Genomic DNA, 22,981 nt, shown 5'->3' on the forward strand with positions numbered 1-22,981 from the left:
TCACGCGATGCGGCCGAGCCGGTCCAGCAGGGTGCGGGCCCGCCCGTGCCGGGGTGCGGGAGCGGGAAGGATCCGGTCCTCGTCGTCGGCCAGCCGCTTCAGCAGTTCCCTGGCCGCGTGGCGCTCGCCCGTGCGGGCCAGCAGTACGGCGATCTCGTACCGGGTGTCCAGCACGCCGGGGTCGTCCGGACCGAGGAGGCTGCGCTGCTCGGCGAGGACCGACTTCAGTTCGTCCAGTGCCTCTCGGCTGCGGCCGAGGCCGCCCACGCACAGGGCGTGCCCGGCGCGGGCGGCGAGGACATCGGCCCGGCCGAGGCCGGGGTCGGCCAGGAGGTCGCCGTACTCCTCCAGGGCGCGGGCGGGCCGACCCGACCGGCGGACGCCGTCGATCTCCGCCAGCCGGGGGTGCGGGATCACCGGTTTCGGCGAGCGCGGCGGGGCAGGTGCCCAGACGGCTGCCCGTGCGGCCACCTCGGTCGCGGAGGCGGGCCGGTCCTGCGGCTTCTTCTCGAGCAGCGCCTCCACCAGTTCCCGCAGTCCGGCCGGGACGCCGGGGCGGCGCTCGTCGAGCGGTGGCACAGGGTCGTGCGCGTGCCGGTGGTAGAGCAGGAACTGGCTGCCAGCGGCGAAGGGCGGGTCGCCGGTGAGCAGTTCGTAGAGGACGCAGCCCAGCGAGTAGAGGTCGCTGGCTGGCACCGTCTCCCCCACGGCCTGCTCCGGGGCCATGTACATCACCGTGCCGGGCGTGCCGTTCGCCGCGGTGAAGCGGGTCTCGCCGGGCTGCGGGTCGAGGGCGGCGGCGACACCGAAGTCGAGGACCTTGAGGTCACCGTCGGGGGTGAGCATCAGGTTCGACGGCTTGAGGTCGCGGTGCACGACGTTCTCGGCGTGGGCGTAGGCGAGCACCTCGGCCGTGCGCCGGGTGATGGCCGCGGCGCGCTCGACGGACAGCGGGCCGTCGCTCTCGAGGACGGCGTCGAGAGCCCGGCCGGGGACGAGGTCCATGACGAGGTAGAGCCGGCCCTCGTGGCTGCCGTGGTCGTGGACGGCGGGGATGCCCGGGTGGCGCAGGCGGCTGGTGAGACTCGCCTCGCGGAGGAAGCGGCGCTCCAGGGAGGTGAAGTCCGCGGCCCCCGGGTTGGGCGCGAGGAGCTTCACGGCGACCTCGCCGCCGCGGTCCGGGTCGTGCGCCGCCCACACGACGCCCATGCCGCCCCGGCCCAGCTCCCGGGTGAGCTCGTAACGTCCCAGGCTTCGCCGCATCGCGCCCGTCCCCAGTTCCAGTCCCGGCGCCCGTGGCGCCCTTCACTCCCCTGTGTCCGGGGGCCGGCTCGTGCACCCGGTCGGTGGGGTCATCTTCGCACCCTTCACGCAAGGCTCGGGCCTTGCGGGACCAGGAAGGGGCGGCGGGGGTCCTCCGGTGGGCCGGGCCGGACGGCCAGCCGGGGGTCGGGGGCCGGCAGGTAGGGGGCAAGGGCCGCGTACACCTCGGCCGCGCGGGACGGGCGGTCGTCCGGTCGCTTGGCGAGCAGGGCGGTGACCAGTTCCCGCAGGCCGCGCGGGACGTCCACTCCGGAGTCCTCGATCACGGGCGGCGGCGAGGTGAGGTGGTGGGTCGCCAGCAGGGCCGGCTGGTCCGTGGCGAAGGGGGTCTCGCCGGTGAGCATGTGGTGCAGCAGGCAGCCGACGGCGTAGAGGTCGCTGCGTCCGTCGAGCGGGTCCTGCCCGGTGAGCAGTTCGGGCGAGGCGCACGCGATGTTGCCGATGCTCTCGCCCGTCATGGTCAGCCGCGGGTCGGTGTCGCCCAGGACCTTCACCAGCCCGAAGTCCAGGATTTTCACCACGCCGTCCCCGCGGACCATGATGTTCTGGGTCTTGAGGTCGCGGTGGACGAGACCGGCGGCGTGGGCGGCCGACAGGCCGGCGCACAGCTGGGCCGCGACGGCCGCGGCCGCGGGCACGTCGAACCGGCCGTCGTCCTGCTGGTCGAAGAGGAATTCGAGGGTGGTGCCCTCGATCAGTTCCATGACCAGGCAGCAGGTGCCGTCCGTGATCGACGCGTCGAAGACGGTGGTCGTGTTGGGGTGGTGGAGGCGCGCCGCGGCCTTCGCCTCCCGCCGGAATCGCCGCAGGGCCTTTTCCCTGCTCGGGGGAACGGCGAGCAGGTCGGCGGCGACCGTTTTCACGGCCACGGGCCGTTCCAGGCGGATGTCCCGTGCTTGCCACACGTGGCCCATCAGCCCTCGGCCGAGCACCGATGTGAGTTGGTAGCGGTCCATGAGCACTGCCCCAGGCGTGAATTTCTGCATTTGGCCCGTCCTCCACATGATCCACACAACGCACGCAGGCATCTTCACTGTGAACAAAGTCAATGAGCGTAGTAGCCTCTCATGTGCAGCCCCACTGCAGAGACCCGCCTGCCACCGGTCGGCACTCCGGCCCGTACGCACGTCCCCAGCACCTCGGAGTTTGTCGATGAGTACAACCGGTTCCGTACCCGTCAGCCTTGCCGAGATCGCCCGGATCGCCGGGGTGGGACGTGCCGCGGTGAGCAACTGGCGGCGGCGTCACGGCTCCTTCCCCACGCGCATCGGGGGCACGGACGTCAGTCCCCAGTTCTCCCTGGCGGAGGTCGAGCAGTGGCTGCGGGACAACGGCAAGCTCGACAGCATCGCGGGGCGTGAGCTTCTGTGGCCCCGGTTCGAAGTGCTCGGCAGCAGGGACGAGTCGGGCCTGGCCATCGCCGAGGCGGCGCACCGCATGCGTTCGCCACGCGCACGCTCTTCGCGGGTGAAACTCTCCGCGGAGGCCGAACGGCTAGCGGTCGAGGCAGCGAAGTTGGGGCGGAACGAGGGGGCGCGCGAGACGTTCGAGTTCCTGCTCCAGCGGTGGCTCGAGACCCATGTGCGTCAGTTGAGCACGACGCCTCCGCCGCTCGCCTCCCTGATGGCACGGATCGGGTTCGACCTCCGCGTCGGCGGGCTCGACGACGGACTCACTGTCCTCGACCCGGCCTGCGGCACCGGGCACTTGGCGGCAGCTGCCGTGCAGGAGTGCGCGAGTCCGGGTGTGCGGGTGCTGGCGTGCGAGCGGGACCCCTCACTCGCCGCGTTGGCCTCCGCCCGCCTGGCGTTCGTCGGGGACGACCACGACGTCCGCGCGGAGATCGCCACGGCCGACTCTTTGCGCGAGGACCCGTTCGCCGATGTGCGGGCGGACGTCGCACTGTGCAATCCGCCGTTCAACGAACGTGACTGGGGCTACGAGGAACTCGCCACCGACCAGCGCTGGACGTACGGTCTCCCGCCACGCACCGAGCCGGAACTGGCCTGGGTGCAGCACCTGCTCGCCCGCCTCGAGCCTGGCGGGACAGCCGTCGTCGTCCTGCCTCCCGCGGTCGCCTCACGCAAGGCCGGCCGACGCATCAGAGGCTCCCTGCTGCGTACCGGCGCACTCCGAGCCGTGGTGGCTCTCCCGCCCGGCAGCGCTCAACCGCACAGCGTCTCGCTCCAGTTGTGGATCCTCAGAGCCACTCCCGAGGGCCCGGGGGCGGCTTCGCCCGGCCAGGACGCGCTACTGGTCGACGCGACGCGCTTCGCGCGAACCGGCGGGCGGGAGTCCGGCCCCGGCTGGGAGCCGCTTCAGGCCTTTGTCCTCTCCGCGCTGCAAGCCCTCGACCGCTCGGACGCGGAGCTGCCGGACGGCGCCGTCCGGGTTCCCCTCATCGATCTTCTGGACGACGAGGTGGACGTCACGCCCGGGCGCTACACCTCGGTGAGTACCGAGCCGTCCGGCCCGGAGCTCTCAACGGTCTGGAAAGAAGTGGGATCGACGCTGACCGACCTGGGCCGTTGGGCCGAGAGCCTGGCGGAACTGGAGTTCGACGGCGACAGGCCACAGACCACGGTCGGTGTCGGGGACCTCGTCAAGGCCTGCGCTCTGTCGTTGCGCGCCGGGCAGCAGCCACTGGACGGTGCGGTGGCATCCGGCCAGAACTCCGTGCCCCTTCTCACCGTTGCCGACCTGCTGGCGGACGGCGCTCCCAGCGGATTCGTCGCCGCCGAATCGGCGCCTGTGATCGCCGAGGAGGGTGATGTCGTGGTCGCCGGTGTCGTGCGGGCGTTCAAGGCCTGGGTTCACGAGGGGCCTCCGACGGCCCTGGGGCCGCAGTTGCACGCCCTGCGGGTGGACCCGGCGAAGCTGGACGCCCACTTCCTGGCCGGCTGTTTGCGCGCGCCGTCCAACGGACGTCAGGCAGGCACCCACGCCTCCAGTTCGTCACGGGTCGACATCCGGCGCCTGCAGGTTCTCCAACTCCCTCTGGCGGAACAGGCCGCGTACGCCGAGGTCTTCCGGAGCCTCAGGGACTTCGAGACACGACTCGTCGATGCCGACGGCGCGGGCAGGAAACTGGTGAACGACGTATCCGATCTGCTCGCCGCAGGCGGGCTCGACGTCTGACCTCACCCGAGGTCCTCCAGAAGCAGATCGAGCGCCGCTCGTACCTCGGCATTCGGCCGACCGCGTGGCGCGCGTCCGCCCGGTCGGCTCACTGTCCTGTGCTCCGTGACCTTGCGGCACAACGTCTCGCCGGAGCCTGGCGCAGCGTCCTCTCGACGTCGGCGTTGGCGAGCGGCGACTGCAGGGCGAGCAGGGCGGTGTCGTCGCCCGGGGAACCCGATCAGCCAAGTGGATCGTCCTGATGGGCAAGGACGAGTGGACGGGAAACGATGGTGGAATGGGCGGGCCGTGGTGCGGCTTCGGCAGTGAACGCGACGCGACGGTGGGTGGGACGTCCGGCACGGACTCGGCGCACGGATGGGCCGGGCCTGTCTGCCTGGACGCGGGGACGAGCGTCGGCCGTGGCCGCAGTGCTCACGGCCGTACTACTGGTGTTCCACAGGGCAGTACCCAACCGCCCGGGCGGCCTGGGCAGTCTGCTGGAGTCGTTCCTGCCGTGGCTCGGCGTGCCGGTCGTGGTGCTGCTCGTCCTGGCGCTGGTGCGCCGCTCGCCCCTGGCGCTGGTGGCCCTGCTCCTCCCGGTGGCGGCCTGGACGTATCTCTTCGGCGGACTCCTCCTGCCCGCGCCGGACCCCGGCGCCGACGACCTGGTCGTGGTGCAGCACAACGTCAGTGACGAGAACCCCGACCCCGCGGGCACGGCCCGTGCCCTGGTCCGCGCCGAGCCGGACCTGATAGCGCTGGAGGAGTTGGTGTCGCCGGCGCTGGAGGTCTACGCCGAAACCCTCGCCCCGGACTACCCGTACCGAACGGTCCGGGGCACGGTGGGGCTCTGGTCGAAGCATCCGCTCAGCGGAACCGGCCCGCTGGACATCGCGCCGCAGGGGATCGGAGAGGGGTGGGAGCGCGGGCTGCGGGCCGTGGCGCACACGCCGCGCGGCGAGCTCGCCGTCCACGTCGCGCACCTGCCGTCCGTCCGGGTCCGGGCGAGCGGCCTGGCGGCGTCCTGGCGGGACGAGAGCGCGGGGCTGCTGGGCGACGCCCTGGCGGCGGAGGAGCAGCCCCGGGTGGTCCTGCTCGGCGACCTCAACGGCACGGTCGACGACCGGGCGCTGGACCCGCTGACCAGCAGGCTGAACGTGGCGGAGCGGGGCGTCGCCCTCAGCTTCCCCGCCTCCTTCCCGGTGGCCCGGATCGACCAGGTGATGGCTCGCGGGGCGACCGTCGCGAGCGTGCGGACGCTGTCCGCCACCGGCAGCGACCACCTGCCGGTCGCCGCCCGCATCACCTGGGACTGACCCGCGTCACCCGGTGCCGAACGGGGCGAACGGCCCGTGTCCGGAGCATGCGGACGCAGGCCGCGAACGGCGACGGGCGAGCAAGCCGCTTGCGGTGCTTGCGTTAGCCTTTCGCGTGTGACGCGACGACTTGCTCAGGTGGCGAAGAAGGTTGGGGTCAGCGAGGCCACGGTCAGCCGGGTGCTCAACGGCAAGCCGGGGGTTTCCGAGGCGACCCGGCAGTCCGTGCTGAGCGCGCTGGACGTCCTGGGCTACGAGCGGCCCACTCAGCTGCGGGGCGAGCGCGCACGGCTGGTCGGGCTCGTGCTGCCGGAGTTGCAGAACCCGATCTTCCCCGCGTTCGCCGAGGTCATCGGGGGTGCGCTGGCCCAGCAGGGGCTGACCCCGGTGCTGTGCACGCAGACCAAGGGCGGCGTCTCCGAGGCCGACTACGTCGAGTTGCTCCTCCAGCAACAGGTCTCCGGCGTCGTCTTCGCGGGCGGGCTGTTCGCGCAGGCCGACGCGCCGCACGACCACTACCGTCTGCTCGCCGAGCGCAACATCCCCGTGGTTCTGATCAACGCGTCGATCGAGAACCTGGACTTCCCGTGCATCGCCTGCGACGACGCCGTGGCCGTCGAGCAGTCCTGGCGGCACCTGGTCTCCCTCGGACACGAGCGCATCGGGCTGGTGCTCGGCCCCTCCGACCACATCCCGTCCCGCAGGAAACTGGCCGCCGCCCGCGAGACGGCCGCGGCCATGAACGCCGTACTGCCCGACGCCCACGTGGAACGCGCCATGTTCTCCCTCGAAGGCGGCCAGGCAGCCACCACCCGCCTCCTCGACCGCGGCGTCACCGGCATCATCTGCGCCAGCGACCCCCTCGCCCTCGGCGCCGTCCGCGCAGCCCGCCGCCGCGGCCTCCACGTACCCCACGACGTCTCCGTCGTCGGCTACGACGACTCCGCCTTCATGACCTGCACCGAACCACCCCTCACCACCGTCCGCCAACCCATCGAAGCCATGGGACGCGCAGCCGTCGACCTCCTCTGCGCACAAATCCAAGGCACCGAAGTCCCCCACGGAGAGCTGCTCTTCGAACCCGAACTCGTCGTCCGCGGCTCCACCGCACAGGCTTCCGGCGGCTAGGGGCCCTCGCCCTCTCAGCACCGTCTTGTGACCGCAAGTTCCTTGCGGGAAATGACAGCTGCTTGCGACTACTCGACGTAGCTCGTGAAAGCGGCTGATCCGAGGCATGCACCGGCGCCTGCCCGGGCTTTACCAGCCGCATCCGGCCCTGCCGTGCGGCGACTTCGCGTTGCCCATCCTGTAGACGACTCTACATTTCTCTGCAACTCTGCGAGCCGTCGACGTAAATGTCAGAGAACATTGAGTGTCTACCTGATGTGGGGACAGATGAGAAACCGGAACCGGAGATCACGTGCCCTGTGCACGGTGGTCGCGACCAGTCTCCTGGCGCTGGGAGGACCGCTGCTGTCGGCCACGGCAGCCGGTGGTCCCAACATCGCCGTGGGGGACGCCACGGCGGCGAGCAGCTCGCTCGGTGGGTACGGCGCCGCCAACATCACCGACGGCAACCAGAGTTCGTACTGGCAGAGCGCCGGCAGCAGCCTGCCCCAGTGGGTCCAGACCGACCTCGGTGCCACCGAGCGCATCGACGAGGTCGTGCTGAGACTGCCGGCCGGCTGGGAGAGCCGCGACCAGACGCTCGCCGTCCAGGGCAGCGCCGACGGCAGAAGTTTCAGCACGCTGAAGACGTCCGCCACCTACGCCTTCGACCCGGGTTCGGGCAACACGGTCACCGTGTCCTTCCCCGCCGCGCAGACCCGGTTCGTGCGGGTGAACATCACCGCCAACACCGGCTGGCAGGCGGCCCAGCTCTCCGAGCTGGAGGTGCACGCGGCCGGGGAGGCGTCCACCGACCTCGCCGAGGGGCGCCGGCTGACCGCGAGCAGTTCCACGGGGGCGTACACCCCGGGCAACGGCAACGACGGGAACAGGGCCACCTACTGGGAGAGCGACAACAACGCCCTGCCGCAGTGGATCCAGGCCGACCTCGGCTCGTCCCGCCGTGTGGACCGCGTCGTGCTGCGGCTGCCGGGCGGCTGGCCGTCCCGCAGCCAGACCCTGAAGATCCAGGCCAGTGAGAACGGCTCGGACTTCACCGACCTGACGGCTGCCAAGGCGTACACCTTCGACGCGGCGGGCGGTCGGTCGGCCGCGATCACCTTCGACGCGGCCACCGCGCGCTACGTGCGGGTCTTGGTGAGCGCCAACACCGGTCAGCCCGCGGCCCAGGTCTCCGAGCTGGAGGTCTACGGTCCGGAGTCGGGCGACACACAGGCCCCGACCACCCCCGCGAACCTGGCGTTCACCGAGCCGGCCACCGGCCAGATCAGGCTGACCTGGAACGAGTCCTCGGACGACACGGCCGTCACCGGGTACGACATCTACGCCAACGGCGACCTGCTGACCTCCGTCGCCGGTGACGTCACCGCGTACACCGACACCAGGCCGGCCGGTACGACGGTCACGTACTACGTGCGCGCCAAGGACGCGGCCGGCAACCAGTCGGGCAACAGCGACTCGGTCACCCGCCGCGCCGACACCGGCGACACCCAGGCGCCCACCGCGCCCGCGAACCTGGCGCTCACCGAACCGGAACCGGGTCGGATCGAGCTGACCTGGGACACCTCCACCGACGACAAAGGTGTCACCGGGTACGACGTCTACGCCAACAACCAGCTCCGCAAGAGCGTCGCCGGAGACGTCACCACCTACACCGACACCCAGCCGGCGTCGGCCAACGTGACCTACTTCGTGCGGGCCAAGGACGCGGCGGGCAACGAGTCGGCCGACAGCAACTCCGTGATCCGGAACGGGACCAAGGAGGGCTCGAACCTGGCCGTCGGCAAGCCGATCTCCGCCTCGTCCGTGATCCACACCTACGTCGCCGAGAACGCCAACGACAACAGCACCTCGACCTACTGGGAGGGCGCGGCGGGCAGTTACCCGAACACGCTCACCCTGAAGCTCGGCGCCGACGCGGACATCAGCGAGGTCGTGCTCAGACTCAACCCCGACCGGGGCTGGTCGAAGCGCACCCAGCGCATCGAGGTGCTCGGACGCGGCCAGGACGCGAACGACTTCACCGCTCTGGTCGCCGCGAAGGACTACGTCTTCGACCCGGCGAGCGGCGGCAACAGCGTGACGATACCGGTCGGCGACCGGGCCGCCGACGTCCAGCTGAAGCTCAGCTCCAACACCGGGGCCACGGCCGGGCAGATCGCCGAGTTCGAGGTGGTCGGCGTTCCGGCGCCCAATCCCGACCTTGAGGTGACCGGGCTGAGCACCTCGCCCGCCTCGCCCGTCGAGTCCGACGAGATCACCGTGTCCGCCACGGTCCGCAACAGCGGCGCCGCGGACGCTCCGGCGGCCGAGGCCGCCCTCCGGCTGGGCGACACCGAGGTCGCCACCGTCGACGTCCCCGCCCTGAAGGCGGGCGCCGAGAGCACGGTCAGCGCCTCCGTCGGGGCGCGGGACGCCGGGTCCTACGAGCTGAGCGCGGTCGCCGACGAGGCGAACGAGATCATCGAGGAGAACGAGACCAACAACACCTACACGCGTCCGGAGCCCCTGGTCGTCAAGCCGGTCCAGAGTTCCGACCTGGTCGCCACGACCGTCACCACCTCGCCGTCGAGCCCGTCCGCCGGGGACGACGTCGCCTTCGAGGTCGCGCTCAGGAACCAGGGCACCCAGGACTCGGCGGGCGGCAGTCACGAAGTGACCCTCACCGTGCTGGACTCGAAGGGCGACACCGTCAAGACGCTGACCGGCGCACACTCCGGTGTCGTCGCGGCCGGCAGGACGAGCCCCGCGGTGGACCTGGGCACCTGGAAGGCGGCCAACGGCTCGTACACCCTGAAGGTCACGGTCGCCGACGACGCGAACGAACTGCCGGTCAAGCGGGAGAACAACACCTCCACGCAGGCGCTGTTCGTCGGGCGCGGGGCCAACATGCCGTACGACATGTACGAGGCGGAGGACGGCACGGTCGGCGGCGGTGCGAAGGTGGTCGGGCCGAACCGGACCATCGGCGACCTCGCGGGCGAGGCCTCCGGCCGCAGAGCGGTCCAGCTGGACGAGACCGGCGAGTACGTCGAGTTCACCACCCGGGCCGACACCAACACCCTGGTGACCCGCTTCTCCATCCCGGACGCACCGGGCGGCGGCGGCATCGACGCGACGCTCAACGTCTATGTCGACGGCGTCATGAGGAAGGCGCTCCCGCTCACCTCCAAGTACGCCTGGCTGTACGGGAACGAGGCATCCCCCGGCAACGCACCGAGCGCGGGCGCGCCCCGGCACGTCTACGACGAGGCGCATCTGATGCTGGACGAGACCGTGCCGGCGGGCAGCAAAATCCGGCTGCAGAAGGACGCCGCGAACAGCACCGACTACGCGATCGACTTCGTCAACCTGGAGCAGGTCGCCGAGGTGCCCAACCCCGACCCGGCGGCGTACGCGGTGCCGGACGGGTTCACGCACCAGGACGTGCAGAACGCGCTCGACAAGGTGCGCATGGACACCTCCGGCACGCTGGTCGGTGTGTACCTGCCGGCGGGCGACTACCAGACGTCGAGCAAGTTCCAGGTGTACGGCAAGGCGGTGAAGGTGGTCGGCGCTGGCCCCTGGTTCACGAAGTTCCACGCGCCCACGACGCAGGACAACACCGACGTCGGCTTCCGTGCCGAGGCGAGCGCCAAGGGCTCGTCGTTCTCGGACTTCGCCTACTTCGGTAACTACACCTCCCGCATCGACGGGCCGGGCAAGGTGTTCGACTTCTCCAACGTGTCGGACATCGTGATCGACAACATCTGGAACGAGCACATGGTGTGCCTGTACTGGGGCGCGAACACCGACCGGATCACGATCAGGAACTCCCGGATCCGCAACATGTTCGCCGACGGCATCAACATGACCAACGGCTCGACCGACAACCTGGTCTCCAACAACGACGCCCGGGCGACCGGGGACGACAGCTTCGCGCTCTTCTCGGCGATCGACGCCGGGGGCGCGGACATGAAGGACAACGTGTACGAGAACCTGTCGACGACGCTGACCTGGCGTGCGGCGGGTCTCGCGGTCTACGGCGGGTACAACAACACCTTCCGCAACATCCACATCGCGGACACCCTGGTCTACTCGGGCATCACGATCAGCTCGCTGGACTTCGGCTATCCGATGAACGGGTTCGGCACCGATCCGACGACCTTCGAGAACATCTCGATCGTGCGGGCCGGCGGGCACTTCTGGGGCGGGCAGACCTTCCCGGGCATCTGGGTGTTCTCGGCGTCCAAGGTGTTCCAGGGCATCAGGGTCAACAACGTCGACATCGTCGACCCGACCTACAGCGGCATCATGTTCCAGACGAACTACGTGGGCGGGCAGCCGCAGTACCCCATCAAGGACACCGTCTTCACCGACGTGTCCGTGACGGGCGCCCGCAAGAGCGGCGACGAGTTCGACACGAAGTCCGGTTTCGGTCTCTGGGCCAACGAGATGCCGGAGGCGGGACAGGGCCCGGCGGTGGGCGAGGTCACCTTCAACGGGCTGAGGCTGGAGGACAACGCCGTGGACGTCAGGAACACCACGTCCACCTTCAAGATCGTTCGCAACCCCTAGGCGCGGGGCCGACAGGTTTTCTGTCGGTCTGATCACGGACTGGCGCAAGTCTCTTGCGAGGCTTGCGCTAGTCTTGCGTTCGTGACACGACGACTTGCTCAGGTGGCGAAAAAGGTTGGGGTCAGCGAGGCCACGGTCAGCCGGGTGCTCAACGGCAAGCCGGGAGTTTCGGAGGCGACCCGGCAGTCCGTGCTGAGCGCGTTGGACGTCCTGGGCTACGAGCGGCCCACCCAGCTGCGGGGCGAGCGCGCACGGCTCGTGGGGCTCGTGCTGCCGGAGCTGCAGAACCCGATCTTCCCGGCCTTCGCGGAGGTCATCGGGGGTGCGCTGGCCCAGCAGGGGCTGACCCCGGTGCTGTGCACCCAGACCAAGGGCGGCGTCTCCGAGGCCGACTACGTCGAACTCCTCCTCCAGCAGCAGGTCTCCGGCGTCGTCTTCGCCGGCGGCGGGCTCTTCGCGCAGGCCGACGCGCCGCACGACCACTACCGCCTCCTCGCCGAACGCAACATCCCCGTCGTGCTCGTCAACGCCTCCATCCCGGATCTGGGCTTCCCGTGCATCGCCTGCGACGACGCCGTGGCCGTGGGCCAGTCCTGGCGGCACCTGGCGTCGCTGGGGCACGAGCGCATCGGGCTGGTGCTCGGCCCCTCCGACCACATCCCCTCCCGCAGGAAACTGGCCGCCGCCCGGCAAGCGGCCGAGGCCATGGACGCCGTACTGCCCGACGCCCACGTGGAACGCGCCATGTTCTCCCTCGAAGGCGGCCAGGCAGCCGCCACCCGCCTCCTCGACCGCGGCATCACCGGCATCATCTGCGCCAGCGACCCCCTCGCCCTCGGCGCCGTCCGCGCAGCCCGCCGACGCGCACTCCACGTACCCCACGACGTCTCCGTCGTCGGCTACGACGACTCCGCCTTCATGACCTGCACCGAACCACCCCTCACCACCGTCCGCCAACCCATCGAAGCCATGGGACGCGCAGCCGTCGACCTCCTCTGCGCACAAATCCAAGGCACCGAAGTCCCCCACAGGGAGCTGCTCTTCGAACCCGAACTCGTCGTCCGCGGCTCCACCGCACAGGCTTCCGGCGGGTAGCGGCATCTCAACATCTTCAAGGACCTGTCGAGCAATTACGAAATCAGCGCGAGATATTGCGTTCACTTGTTCACGGTGGTTGAGTGAGCGGCGCCCCACAACGCATCGGCGGTGGGGCGCCTTCCACGTTCATGCCCGAAGGGGACCACCCATGAGAAGTGCTCGGTTCCGCCGTACTCGCCGTGCCGGCGCCATCACGCTCGTCTCCGCTCTCACTCTGACCGCTCTGGCCGCCTGCGGCACGAGCAGCAGCGACGACGGCGGCGGTTCCGAAGGCGGCAGCGGATCCTCCGACCCGGCTGCACCCCTGGACCCGAAGACCAAGGTGACGATCACCATCGACTGCATGCCGCCGACGGCGAAGGCGGCCGAGTTGAAGGAGTGGAAGGAGGACGTCAAGGCGTTCAACGAGATCTACCCCAACGTCACCGTCGAGGGCCGCTCCACTCCGGGCCAGTGTCTGGAGCCGCCGCGCTTCACCGCGATGCTCAAGGCCAAGTCGCAGCCCGACGTCTTCTACACGTACTTCACCGACCTGCCGCAGGTGCTGGACAACGACGGCGCCGAGGACATCACCGCGTACGTCAACGACAAGACCGTTCCGCTGCTGAAGGACATCGACCCCGACGTCCTCGGCCAGCTCAAGCACGAGAACAAGCTCTACGGCCTGCCCACCAGCAACTACACGATGGGCCTGCTGATCAACCGCAAGCTCTTCGAGCAGGCCGGTCTCGACCCGGACGCCCCGCCGCGCACCTGGGACGAGGTCCGCACCGCCGCCAGGAAGATCGCCGATCTGGGCGACGGCATCGCCGGTTTCGGCGAGTACAGCGCGGGCAACACCGGCGGCTGGCACTTCACTGCCCAGATGTACAGCCGCGGCGCCGGGGTGGTCGACGAGAGCGGCAAGAAGGCGACGTTCAACGACGGGACCGGCAAGGCGGTCGCCGAGAACCTGCACGCCATGCGCTGGGAGGACGGCAGCATGGGCAAGACCCAGCTGCTCAAGTGGGGCGACCTCCAGAAGCAGATCGCCACGGACAAGCTCGGCATGTTCCTGGCCGCGCCGGACGACATCACGTACATGGTCCAGCAACTGGGCGCCGACTACGAGAACTTCGGCATGGGCCCGATCCCGGGCGAGAAGAACACCCTCGCCGGCGGCAACAGCTACATGATCAAGAAGGGCATCTCCGCCGACAAGATCAAGGCGGCCGTCGCCTGGCTGAACTTCGAGAACCTCAGCGTCGGCAAGGGGCAGTTCGACTGGGCCCGCAAGCAGACCGACAAGCTGCCGGTGGGTCTGCCGCAGCCCAACTTCTGGCTGAACGAGTCGAAGAAGAAGGACGACGCGGCCCGGCTCGAACACGCCACCATGCCGGTCGAGAACTTCAAGGCGTTCATGGACAACCCGGTCCCGGCCATGGCCGAACCGCCGAAGGCCCAGGAGGTCTACAAGGTCCTGGACAACGTGATGTCCGGTCTCCTCACCAACGAGGACGCCGACGTCGACAAGCTGCTGTCCACCGCGGAGCAGCAGGTGAACCAGGTTCTGGCCACGCAGTGACCGGCTCCCTCGGGGGGCGGGCCGCACCGCCCCCCGGGGCCCATGAGAGCAGCCCCGAGGAGCGACGATGTCGGCCCCCAGCCTGACCCCGAGCAAGACGGCGAGACCCCGCCCCCCTCAGCCGCCGGCCGACGGCCCGCCCCGGCGCGGCGGTTCGTTCGGCAGGAGTCTGAGGCGCAACCTCACCGCGCACGGATTCCTGATCGGAGCGGTCCTCTGCTTCGCGTTCTTCTCCTGGTACCCGATGGTCCGGGAGTTCTTCCTCGCCTTCCAGAAGACGGACCAGGGCGAGGTCTCCTGGGTCGGCATGGACAACCTGTCCACGGTCTTCAACGACCCGGCCTTCTGGCAGGCCTGGCGCAACACCCTGCTGTACACCGTGCTGGCCCTGGTCCTCGGCTTCGCCGTGCCCTTCGTCGTCGCGATCGTCATCAACGAACTGCGGCACGGCAAGGGCTACCTGCGCCTGCTGGTCTACCTGCCGGTGATGCTGCCGCCGGTTGCCTCCGTACTGCTCTTCAAGTACCTGTACGACCCCGGTTACGGCATGCTCAACGAGGTCTTCGGGTTCTTCGGACTGCCCGAGCAGCAGTGGCTGCAGGATCCGGACCTCTCCCTGCTCTCCGTGGTCATCGCCTCGACGTGGATGAACATGGGAGGCGCCGCGCTCATCTACCTGGCCGCGCTCCAGGGCATCCCCGGTGAGCTGTACGAGGCGGCGGAGCTGGACGGGGCAGGGCTGCTGCGCAAGATCTGGCACGTGACGATCCCGCAGACGCGGCTCGTCCTGTCCCTGATGCTGCTGATGCAGATCATCTCCACGATGCAGGTCTTCGTGGAGCCCTTCCTGCTCACCGGCGGTGCCGGCCCCGAGGGCTCGACCACCACGGTGGTGTACCTGATCTACCAGTACGCCTTCAACTTCAACGACTACGGTGCCGCGGCGGCCCTCGGCCTGCTGCTCCTCGTACTCCTCGCCGGGTTCTCGGCGGCGTACGTGAAGCTCAGCCGCACCGGGGACGAGTAGAGCCGGGGGAATCGACCGATGTCCACACGCACACTGATCTCACCGGCTCAACTGGCCCGTCCTCGCGGCAGACTGCTGTACTGGGTGGTGTTCGGCCTCGTCGTCGCGCTGTTCACCGTGGTGTTCCTCGGGCCGATGTACTGGATGGTCTCCAGCGGCTTCAAGGACACCCAGGAGGTCGTGCAGACCCCGCCGGCGCTGGTCCCCGAGTCCTTCCGGCCGGAGAACTACTCCGACGCCTGGAACGTCATGGACCTGGCCGGACTGCTGGCGAACACGCTGTTCTACGCGTTCGGCGCACTCGCCTTCCAGCTGGTGTTCGACGTCGCGGCGGCGTACTCGCTGTCCAAGCTCCGGCCGGTCCTCGGCAAGGCCGTCCTCGGTCTGATGCTGGCGACGCTGATGATCCCGGCGACCGTGCTGGTCGTGCCGCAGTACCTGACGGTCCTCGACGTGCCGGTCTTCGAACGGAACCTGCTGAACACGCCGTGGGCGATCTGGCTGCCCTCGGTGACCAACGCCTTCAACATCTTCCTGCTGAAGCGGTTCTTCGACTCGATCCCGCGGGAACTGCTCGACGCCGCCTCGATGGACGGCGCCTCACCGATGCGCACCCTCTGGTCGGTCGTGCTGCCGATCTCGCGGCCGATCCTCGGCGTGGTGTCCATCTTCGCGATCGTGGGTGTCTGGAAGGACTTCCTCTGGCCCATGCTGACCCTGCCCGACCCGGCCAGGCAGACCCTGAACGTCGGGATCTACTCCCTGTCCAACGGGGTGCCGATGAACGTGCTGATCGCCGCGCTCACCATGGCCTCGCTGCCGACGCTGATCATCTTCCTGGTCTTCCAGCGCAACATCATGAGCGGACTCACCGCCGGAGGACTCAAGGGCTGAGGCGCACCGTCCGCCCCTCCCCCTCCGGACCAGTCCCCGTCAGCCTTCGCCGCCGGCCCGTCCGACGCCCCGCTCCGTCCGGGCCGGCGGCGAAGATCCACTCTGGCCACTCTGCCCGAAAGGACCCTCACGTGGCAGCCCCCACCCCGCACTGCACCGACGACTGGTGGCGCGACGCCGTCATCTACCAGGTGTATCCCCGCAGTTTCGCCGACGGGAACGGCGACGGCACCGGTGACCTCGCGGGGGTCCGGGCGAGTCTGCCCTACCTCGCCGAACTCGGCGTCGACGCCGTCTGGTTCACCCCCTGGTACGTCTCCCCGCTCGTCGACGGCGGCTACGACGTCGCCGACTACCGCACCGTCGACCCGGCCTTCGGCACCCTGGGCGAGGCCGAGAAGCTGATCGCGGAGGCCCGGGAGCTGGGCATCCGCACCATCGTCGACATCGTCCCCAACCACGTCTCCGACCAGCACGCCTGGTTCCGGGCGGCGCTGGCGGCCGGTCCGGGCAGCGCGGAGCGGGAGCGCTTCCACTTCCGTCCCGGCCGCGGCGAGCACGGGGAACTGCCGCCCAACAACTGGCCGTCCCAGTTCTCCGGCCGCACCTGGACCAGGGTCCCGGACGGCGAGTGGTACCTGCACCTGTTCACGCCGGAGCAGCCCGACCTCAACTGGGCCCACCCCGAGGTGCGCCGGGAGCACGAGGACGTGCTGCGGTTCTGGTTCGAGCGCGGGGTGGCGGGGGTGCGCATCGACTCCGCGGCGCTCCTCGCGAAGGACCCGGCGCTCGCGGACTTCGAGGAGGGCGTCGACCCCCACCCGTACATCGACCAGGACGAGCTGCACGACATCTACCGCTCCTGGCGCGCCGTCGCCGACGCGTACGGGGGTGTCTTCGTGGGCGAGGTGTGGCTGCCGGACGCCGAGCGCTTCGCCCGCTACCTGCGGCCCGACGAACTGCACACCGCGTTCAACTTCAACCTTCTGTCCTGCCCGTGGGAGGCCGGGCGGCTGCGCCGCACCATCGACGACACCCTGGCGGAGCACGCGCCGGTGGGCGCCCCGGCCACGTGGGTGCTCTGCAACCACGACGTGACCCGCACCGTGACCCGGTACGGCCGCGAGGACACCGGTTTCGACTTCGCGAAGAAGACCTTCGGCACCCCGACGGACCTGGCCCTGGGCACCCGCCGCGCGCGGGCCGCCGCGCTGCTGACCCTGGCCCTGCCGGGGTCGGTCTACCTGTACCAGGGGGAGGAACTCGGCCTGCCCGAGGCCGACGTGCCGCGCGAGCGGATCCAGGACCCGATGCACTTCCGCTCCGGCGGCGTCGATCCGGGCCGGGACGGCTGCCGGGTGCCGCTGCCCTGGGTGGCGGACGCGCCGTACTGCGGTTTCGGCTCGGAGACGGAGCCGTGGCTGCCGCAGCCCGAGGGCTGGGCGGCGTACGCGGCGGACCGCCAGGGCGCGGATCCGGCGTCGATGCTCTCGCTCTACCGGGAGGCGCTGCGGCTGCGCCGCGGCACGGACGGTTTCGGCGACGGGCCGCTGACGTGGCTGCCCGCGCCGGACGGCGTCCTGGCGTTCCGCCGGGAGGCCGGCGTGACGTGCGTGGTCAACCTGTCCCCGGAACCGGTGGAGCTGCCCGCGCACAGCACCCTGCTGCTGGCCGGCGGCCCCCTGGACGGGGACGGCCGGCTGCCGCAGGACACGGCGGTGTGGCTGCGCGTCTGAGGCCGCCCCCGGCGGGCCCCCGTTCCGGCGGGCCCGCCGGTCGCGGGTGCGCCGTCGCCGGTCTCCGTGGGAAGGGGCAGAATCGGACAGAGGCCGTGGGAGGAGGCGACGCGTGCGGGAACGACCGTGGCTGCGCGGGGCCGACCGTTCTCCCGGTGTGCTCGGCAACCGCCGCCGGGCGCTGAAGTCGGCCCTGCGGCCGGTCACCGAGGCGGTCCGCGCCCGGCGGCGGCTCGCGTGGCTGAACGAGGCCGGGATGCGCATCGGGACGACCCTGGACCTGAGGCGCACGGCCGAGGAGTTGGCCGGCTTCACGGTGCCGGAACTGGCCGACGGCTGTGCGGTGGACCTGCTGGAGTCGGTGGTCCGCTTCCAGGACGGGGACGGTCCGGAGCCGGACTCGGGTGCCCCGGAGCTCAGGGCCATGGCGGTCTCCGAGGTTCCGGGGCTCGACCTGCTGCCCGACCCGGTCGGTGACCTGTCCGTGTACACGCCGGACCGGCTGGTGCGCACATGTCTGACCACGCGGAAACCGGTGCTGGTCGCCCGGATGGAGCCCTCCGACTTCGCCGCCGTCGCACCCACGGCCGAGGGGGCGGAGCGCATGCGCGTCGCGGGCGTGCACTCGTACCTGGCGGTGCCGTTGATCGCCCGCGGGGTGCTGCTGGGCCTGGCCGACTTCGTCCGGGCCGGCACGCGCACCCCCTTCACCGGGGCCGACGTCTCCCTGGTCATGGAACTGGCCTCCAGGGCGGCCGTCCACATCGACAACGCCCGTCTGTACGGGCGCGAGCGCGAGCACGTCGTCACGCTCCAGCGGGCCCTGCTCCCCCGGTCGAGCCCCGGCACTCCCGGCCTGGACGTGGCCTCGTGCTACGCCCCGGCGCCCGATCCGGCCGCCGTGGGCGGCGACTGGTTCGACGTGGTGGCACTGCCCGGCGGCCGTACCGCGCTGATGGTGGGCGACGTGATGGGGCGCGGTCTGGCCGCGGCCGCGACCATGGGCCGGCTGCGCACGGTGGCCCGCACCCTGATGGCGCTCGACATCGCTCCCGAGCGGCTGCTGGCGCGGCTGGACCTGGCCGCCCGCGACCTGGAGGAGGACCAGTTCGCCACCTGTCTGTGCGCGGTCCACGACCCGTACGGCGGCACGTTCCGCATCGCCAGTGCCGGCCATCCGCCGCCGCTGCTGACCGGCCCCGAGGGCGGCGCCTCGTTCCTCGATGTGCCCACCGGGGCGCCGCTGGGTGCCGGGGTCATCCCGTACGACCCGGTGGAGTGGTCCGTGCCCGTGCGGAGCCGGCTGACGCTGTTCACGGACGGGCTGGTCAGGTCCCGCACCGCCGACCTGGACGAGCGGCTGGAGCGGCTGCGCGACGCGGTGGGCGGCGGCGTGCCCGACGGTGACGCGGGCTGCCGGGCGGTCGTCGAGCGGGTCGACGGCGACCGGTCCGACGACGCGATCGTGCTGATGGCGTACGCCCGGCCGCTCGGCCCGGACTGCGACGTCCGGGTGCAGAGGCTGCCGCCGGACGGCACGGCCGCCGGGCAGGCCCGCGCCGCGGTGCGCGAGCAGCTGCCGCGGTGGGGGCTGGAGGAGCTGGTCGACACGACCGAGCTGGTGGTCAGCGAGCTGGTCGGCAACGCCCTGCGGTACGGGGGCGCCCCCGGGGAGCTTCGGCTGCTGCGGCACGAGCGGCTCTCGGTGGAGGTCTCGGACTCCGGTCCCGACCTGCCGCAGATCCAGCACGCCGATGTGAGCGACGAGAGCGGACGCGGCCTCCAGCTGATCAACATGATGTGCCGGGGCTGGGGTTCGTGCCGCACCCCAGCCGGCAAGGTCGTCTGGGCGGAACAGGACCTGCCGCGCCGGTAGGAGGCCCCGGGCGGCGGGGTCGCGGCACCCTCTGCGCGGCCCTGTCCGCCGTCCTGCGCGGCCTCGTCCTGCGGCCTGCGCGGGCGGGTCCGTCGCCCTACGCGGCCTTGTCCATCGCCGGGCGTTCGAAGCGGGTGCGGTGGAGCTGGGCGTAGCGGCCGTCGGCGGCCACGAGTTCGTCGTGCGTGCCCCGTTCCACGATGCGCCCGGCCTCGACCACCAGGATCTGGTCGGCGGCGCGGACCGTGGAGAGCCGGTGGGCGATCACCAGGGCCGTCCTGCCCTCCAGGGCCTCGGTGAGCGCCTCCTGGACGGCTGCCTCGGAGGTGTTGTCGAGGTGGGCGGTGGCCTCGTCGAGGATGACGACGCGCTGGCGGGCCAGGAGCAGCCGGGCGATGGTCATCCGCTGGCGCTCCCCGCCGGAGAGCCGGTAGCCGCGCTCGCCGACCACGGTGTCCAGGCCGTCGGGCAGGGACCGTACGAGGTCCGCGAGGCGGGCGCGGTCCAGCGCGGCCCAGAGCTCGTCCTCGGCGGCGTCGGGGCGGGCGAGGAGCAGGTTGGCCCGGACGGTGTCGTGGAAGAGGTGGCCGTCCTGGGTGACCATGCCGACGGTGTCGCGCAGCGAGCGGGCGCTGAGGTCGCGGACGTCGACGCCGCCGACGCGCACGGTGCCGCCGTCGGTGTCGTACAGGCGCGGCAGCAGGGCGGCGACGGTGGACTTGCCGGCGCCGGAGGAGCCGACGAGCGCGACGGTCTGGCCGGGTTCGGCGCGGAAGGAGAGACCGTGCAGGACCTCTTCGCCGCCGCGTGTGTCGAGGGTGGCGACCTCTTCGAGGGAGGCCAGGGAGACCTTGTCGGCGGACGGGTAGCCGAAGCGGACGTCGTCGAACTCGACGGAGACCGGGCCGTCGGGGACGGTGCGGGCGTCGGGCCTCTCTGCGACGAGCGGGCGCAGGTCGAGGACCTCGAAGACCCGCTCGAAGCTGACCAGGGCGCTCATGACCTCGACGCGGGCCCCGGCGAGCGCGGTCAGCGGGGCGTACATGCGGGTCAGCAGCATGGCCAGGGCCACGACGGCGCCCGCGTCCAGGCTTCCGCGCAGGGCGAGGAAGCCGCCGAGGCCGTAGACGAGGGCCAGGGCCAGGGCGGAGACCAGGGTGAGCGCGGTGATGAAGGCCGCCTGCGCGGTGGCGGTGCGTACGCCGATGCCGGCGACGCGGCGGGCTCGGTCGGCGAACTCCGCCGACTCGTCCTCCGGGCGGCCGAACAGCTTGATCAGCGTGGCGCCGGGCGCGGAGAAGCGCTCGGTCATACGGGTGCCCATGGCGGCGTTGAGGGCGGCGGCCTCGCGCTGCATGCCGGCCATCCGGCGGCCCATGCGCCGGGCCGGGAACACGAACACCGGCAGCAGCGCCAGGGAGAGCAGGGTGATCTGCCAGCTGAGGGTGAGCATGACGGCGAGCGTGAGCACCAGCGTCACCAGGTTGCTGACCACGCCGGACAGGGTGTTGCTGAAGGCGCGCTGGGCGCCGATGACGTCGTTGTTGAGACGGGAGACCAGCGCGCCCGTACGAGTACGTGTGAAGAACGCGACCGGCATGCGCTGCACATGATCGAAGACGGCGGTCCGCAGGTCCAGGATGAGTCCCTCCCCGAGCGTCGCGGAGAGCCTGCGGGACAGGATGCCGAGCACCGCCTCCGCGACGGCGATGAGCGCGATGAGCAGGGCGAGGCGTACGACGGTGCCCTCGTCGTCGCCAGACACGATCGCGTCCACGACGCGTCCGGCCAGGACGGGGGTGGCGACGGCGAGCAGTGCGGTCACCACCCCGAGCAGCACGAAGCGCACGATGCGGGGGCGGTGGGGGCGGGCGAACGCGCCGATGCGGCGCAGCGTCGCGCGGGTGAGGGGACGGCGTTCCTGCTCGGCGTACATGACGTCGCGCAGCTGGGTCCAGGCTGTGGTCTCCATGCTCATGCGGGGAACGCTAGAACCTCAAGCAATCTTGAGGTCAAGGCGGCGTGGCCGGCGGCCCGTAAGACCGAGTCCGCGCGTCGGCCATCCGTAGTTGGCGCGGCTCGGGGAATCTCTTGTGGTGTGACGACAGCGGTACGACTCGCCGAGAAGCCACCGACGCGCCGGTTCCCGGTCCGCCGGGTCCTGTGCGTCCTTCCGCTGCTGCTGGTCGCCGTGGTCGCGGTGCAGCACCGGTCCGTGCTGGCCGAGGGCTTCGGCCATCTCGCGACGGCCCGCTGGCCCTGGCTGCTGGCCGCGGCGGGCGCGACCTGTCTGACCTGGGTCGCCGCCGCCTGTACCCGGCAGGGGGCGGTGGTGGAGCGGCTGCCCCGGCGGCGGCTGCTCGCGACGCAGTTCGCCGCGGGCGCGGCCAACCACCTGCTGCCGACGGGGCTGGGCGCGAGCGCGGTCAACCTGCGGTTCATGACGGTGTGCGGGCTGCCGCTCGCGCGTTCCTCGGCCGCCCTCGCGCTGTACCTGCTGGCGGAGAGCGTCGGCCGCGTGGCCCTGCTGGGCGCCCTGCTGATGGCGTTCCCGGGCACGCTGCGGCTGGGCGCGCTGCTGCCCGAGGGTGCGGTGGGGCCGCTGCTGGTCGTCGCGGGCGCCGTGCCGGCGGTGGCGGCGGGCGTGCTCGCGCTGGTGCCCCGGCTGCGCGCCGCGGTGGCCTCCTTCCTGCGGACGGCGCTCGGCGAGGCCCGCTCGGTGCACGGGCGCCCGGCGCGTGCGCTGGCGCTGTGGGGCGGCGCGTTGGCGTTTCCCGCATTGCAGGCCTCGGCGCTGGTGCTGGTGGGGCGGTCACTGGGGCTGCCGGTGCCGACCGCGCACATGGCGGTGGCGTACCTGGCGGCGACGGTCGCGGTGGCGCTGGTGCCCACCCCCGGGGGCATCGGCTCGGTGGAAGCGGCGCTGGTCGTGGCCCTGGTCGCGGCCGGCGGACCGGCGGCCGTCGCCACGGCGGTGGTACTGGCGTTCAGACTGCTGACGGTGTGGCTGCCCCTGCTCCCGGGGGCACTGACGCTGGCGGCACTGGTACGGATGCGGGTGATCTGAGGGCGGAGCGCGCCCCGCCCTCCGCGGGCGCGGGGCCGTCCAGCTCCTGTTCCGGGGGCTCGGGGCGGGGGCTGCTCCGGGTGCAGGCAGGGGCCTTCCCCGGACGCCGGGCAGGTCTCCGTTCCGGCCGCCGGCTGGGGCCCGTTCCGGGCGCGAGGCAGGCGTCTCCTCCCGGCACGGGGCAGGGGCCCGCTCCCACCGGGAAGCACGGCGCAGAGACAGGAGCCCGCTCAAGCCGCGAGGCAGGGCCTCTCCTCCCGGCACGGAGACAGGAG

14 protein-coding genes are annotated in these 22,981 nt (G+C 71.2%); 11 read left to right on the plus strand and 3 right to left on the minus strand.

Features of this window, described 5'->3' with window-relative positions:
- Together HZS56_RS01265 and HZS56_RS01270 are read right to left on the minus strand one after the other, a co-directional pair.
- A complete protein-coding gene (locus HZS56_RS01265; protein WP_216718743.1) occupies positions 1-1,263 on the minus strand; it encodes a serine/threonine-protein kinase in 1,263 nt (420 codons plus the stop codon).
- A gap of 104 nt (positions 1,264-1,367) precedes the next feature.
- Positions 1,368-2,309 carry a serine/threonine-protein kinase gene (locus tag HZS56_RS01270; RefSeq protein ID WP_216718744.1) on the minus strand — a complete coding sequence of 314 codons (942 nt, stop codon included), beginning with the start codon at positions 2,307-2,309 and terminating at the stop codon, positions 1,368-1,370.
- 166 nt (positions 2,310-2,475) lie between these two features.
- Between HZS56_RS01270 and HZS56_RS01275 the strand changes: the two genes are divergently transcribed.
- The 10 genes from HZS56_RS01275 to HZS56_RS01320 all read left to right on the plus strand — a co-directional run bounded on the left by HZS56_RS01275 (position 2,476) and on the right by HZS56_RS01320 (position 19,639).
- On the plus strand, positions 2,476-4,461 hold the full coding sequence (locus HZS56_RS01275) for an N-6 DNA methylase (protein ID WP_216718745.1): 1,986 nt from the start codon (positions 2,476-2,478) through the stop codon (positions 4,459-4,461).
- Between the two features lie 269 nt (positions 4,462-4,730).
- Positions 4,731-5,759 carry an endonuclease/exonuclease/phosphatase family protein gene (locus HZS56_RS01280; RefSeq protein WP_216718746.1) on the plus strand — a complete coding sequence of 343 codons (1,029 nt, stop codon included), beginning with the start codon at positions 4,731-4,733 and terminating at the stop codon, positions 5,757-5,759.
- Between the two features lie 117 nt (positions 5,760-5,876).
- The gene (locus HZS56_RS01285) at positions 5,877-6,887 is read left to right on the plus strand and encodes a LacI family DNA-binding transcriptional regulator (RefSeq protein WP_216718747.1); all 1,011 of its coding nucleotides are present in this window, start codon (positions 5,877-5,879) and stop codon (positions 6,885-6,887) included.
- 267 nt (positions 6,888-7,154) lie between these two features.
- Complete coding sequence (locus HZS56_RS01290; RefSeq protein ID WP_216718748.1) at positions 7,155-11,444, plus strand: discoidin domain-containing protein; 4,290 nt, start codon at positions 7,155-7,157, stop codon at positions 11,442-11,444.
- Positions 11,445-11,525: 81 nt separating this feature from the next.
- On the plus strand, positions 11,526-12,539 hold the full coding sequence (locus tag HZS56_RS01295; protein ID WP_216718749.1) for a LacI family DNA-binding transcriptional regulator: 1,014 nt from the start codon (positions 11,526-11,528) through the stop codon (positions 12,537-12,539).
- Positions 12,540-12,690: 151 nt separating this feature from the next.
- Positions 12,691-14,106 (plus strand): extracellular solute-binding protein, encoded by a 1,416-nt coding sequence (locus HZS56_RS01300; protein WP_216718750.1) that lies wholly within the window; start codon positions 12,691-12,693, stop codon positions 14,104-14,106.
- A 67-nt stretch (positions 14,107-14,173) separates the two neighbouring features.
- Positions 14,174-15,133 (plus strand): carbohydrate ABC transporter permease, encoded by a 960-nt coding sequence (locus tag HZS56_RS01305; protein ID WP_216718751.1) that lies wholly within the window; start codon positions 14,174-14,176, stop codon positions 15,131-15,133.
- Between the two features lie 18 nt (positions 15,134-15,151).
- Positions 15,152-16,027: a carbohydrate ABC transporter permease gene (locus tag HZS56_RS01310; protein ID WP_216718752.1), complete on the plus strand. Its 876-nt coding sequence runs from the start codon at positions 15,152-15,154 to the stop codon at positions 16,025-16,027.
- Positions 16,028-16,158: 131 nt separating this feature from the next.
- A complete protein-coding gene (locus tag HZS56_RS01315; RefSeq protein WP_216718753.1) occupies positions 16,159-17,763 on the plus strand; it encodes a glycoside hydrolase family 13 protein in 1,605 nt (534 codons plus the stop codon).
- Positions 17,764-17,875: 112 nt separating this feature from the next.
- Entirely contained in the window at positions 17,876-19,639 is a 1,764-nt protein-coding gene (locus tag HZS56_RS01320) for an ATP-binding SpoIIE family protein phosphatase (protein ID WP_216718754.1), read from the plus strand.
- Between the two features lie 97 nt (positions 19,640-19,736).
- On the opposite strand, the gene HZS56_RS01325 is transcribed toward HZS56_RS01320, so the two are convergent.
- Positions 19,737-21,611: an ABC transporter ATP-binding protein gene (locus HZS56_RS01325; protein ID WP_216718780.1), complete on the minus strand. Its 1,875-nt coding sequence runs from the start codon at positions 21,609-21,611 to the stop codon at positions 19,737-19,739.
- 189 nt (positions 21,612-21,800) lie between these two features.
- On the opposite strand from HZS56_RS01325, the gene HZS56_RS01330 reads away from it, so the two are divergent.
- Positions 21,801-22,706 carry a lysylphosphatidylglycerol synthase transmembrane domain-containing protein gene (locus HZS56_RS01330; RefSeq protein WP_216718781.1) on the plus strand — a complete coding sequence of 302 codons (906 nt, stop codon included), beginning with the start codon at positions 21,801-21,803 and terminating at the stop codon, positions 22,704-22,706.
- Positions 22,707-22,981 lie beyond the last annotated feature (275 nt).

Origin of the sequence: Streptomyces mayonensis (genome assembly GCF_018982965.1) — a bacterium.
GTDB lineage: Bacteria > Actinomycetota > Actinomycetes > Streptomycetales > Streptomycetaceae > Streptomyces > Streptomyces mayonensis.

Excerpts from the sequence above, each read along its gene's own strand:
- HZS56_RS01265 (WP_216718743.1), bottom strand. The coding sequence starts at position 1,263 with ATGCGGCGAAGCCTGGGACGTTACGAGCTCACCCGGGAGCTGGGCCGG.
- HZS56_RS01270 (WP_216718744.1), bottom strand. The coding sequence starts at position 2,309 with ATGCAGAAATTCACGCCTGGGGCAGTGCTCATGGACCGCTACCAACTC.
- HZS56_RS01275 (WP_216718745.1), top strand. The coding sequence starts at position 2,476 with ATGAGTACAACCGGTTCCGTACCCGTCAGCCTTGCCGAGATCGCCCGG.
- HZS56_RS01280 (WP_216718746.1), top strand. The coding sequence starts at position 4,731 with ATGGTGGAATGGGCGGGCCGTGGTGCGGCTTCGGCAGTGAACGCGACG.
- HZS56_RS01290 (WP_216718748.1), top strand. The coding sequence starts at position 7,155 with ATGAGAAACCGGAACCGGAGATCACGTGCCCTGTGCACGGTGGTCGCG.
- HZS56_RS01300 (WP_216718750.1), top strand. The coding sequence starts at position 12,691 with ATGAGAAGTGCTCGGTTCCGCCGTACTCGCCGTGCCGGCGCCATCACG.
- HZS56_RS01305 (WP_216718751.1), top strand. The coding sequence starts at position 14,174 with ATGTCGGCCCCCAGCCTGACCCCGAGCAAGACGGCGAGACCCCGCCCC.
- HZS56_RS01310 (WP_216718752.1), top strand. The coding sequence starts at position 15,152 with ATGTCCACACGCACACTGATCTCACCGGCTCAACTGGCCCGTCCTCGC.
- HZS56_RS01325 (WP_216718780.1), bottom strand. The coding sequence starts at position 21,611 with ATGGAGACCACAGCCTGGACCCAGCTGCGCGACGTCATGTACGCCGAG.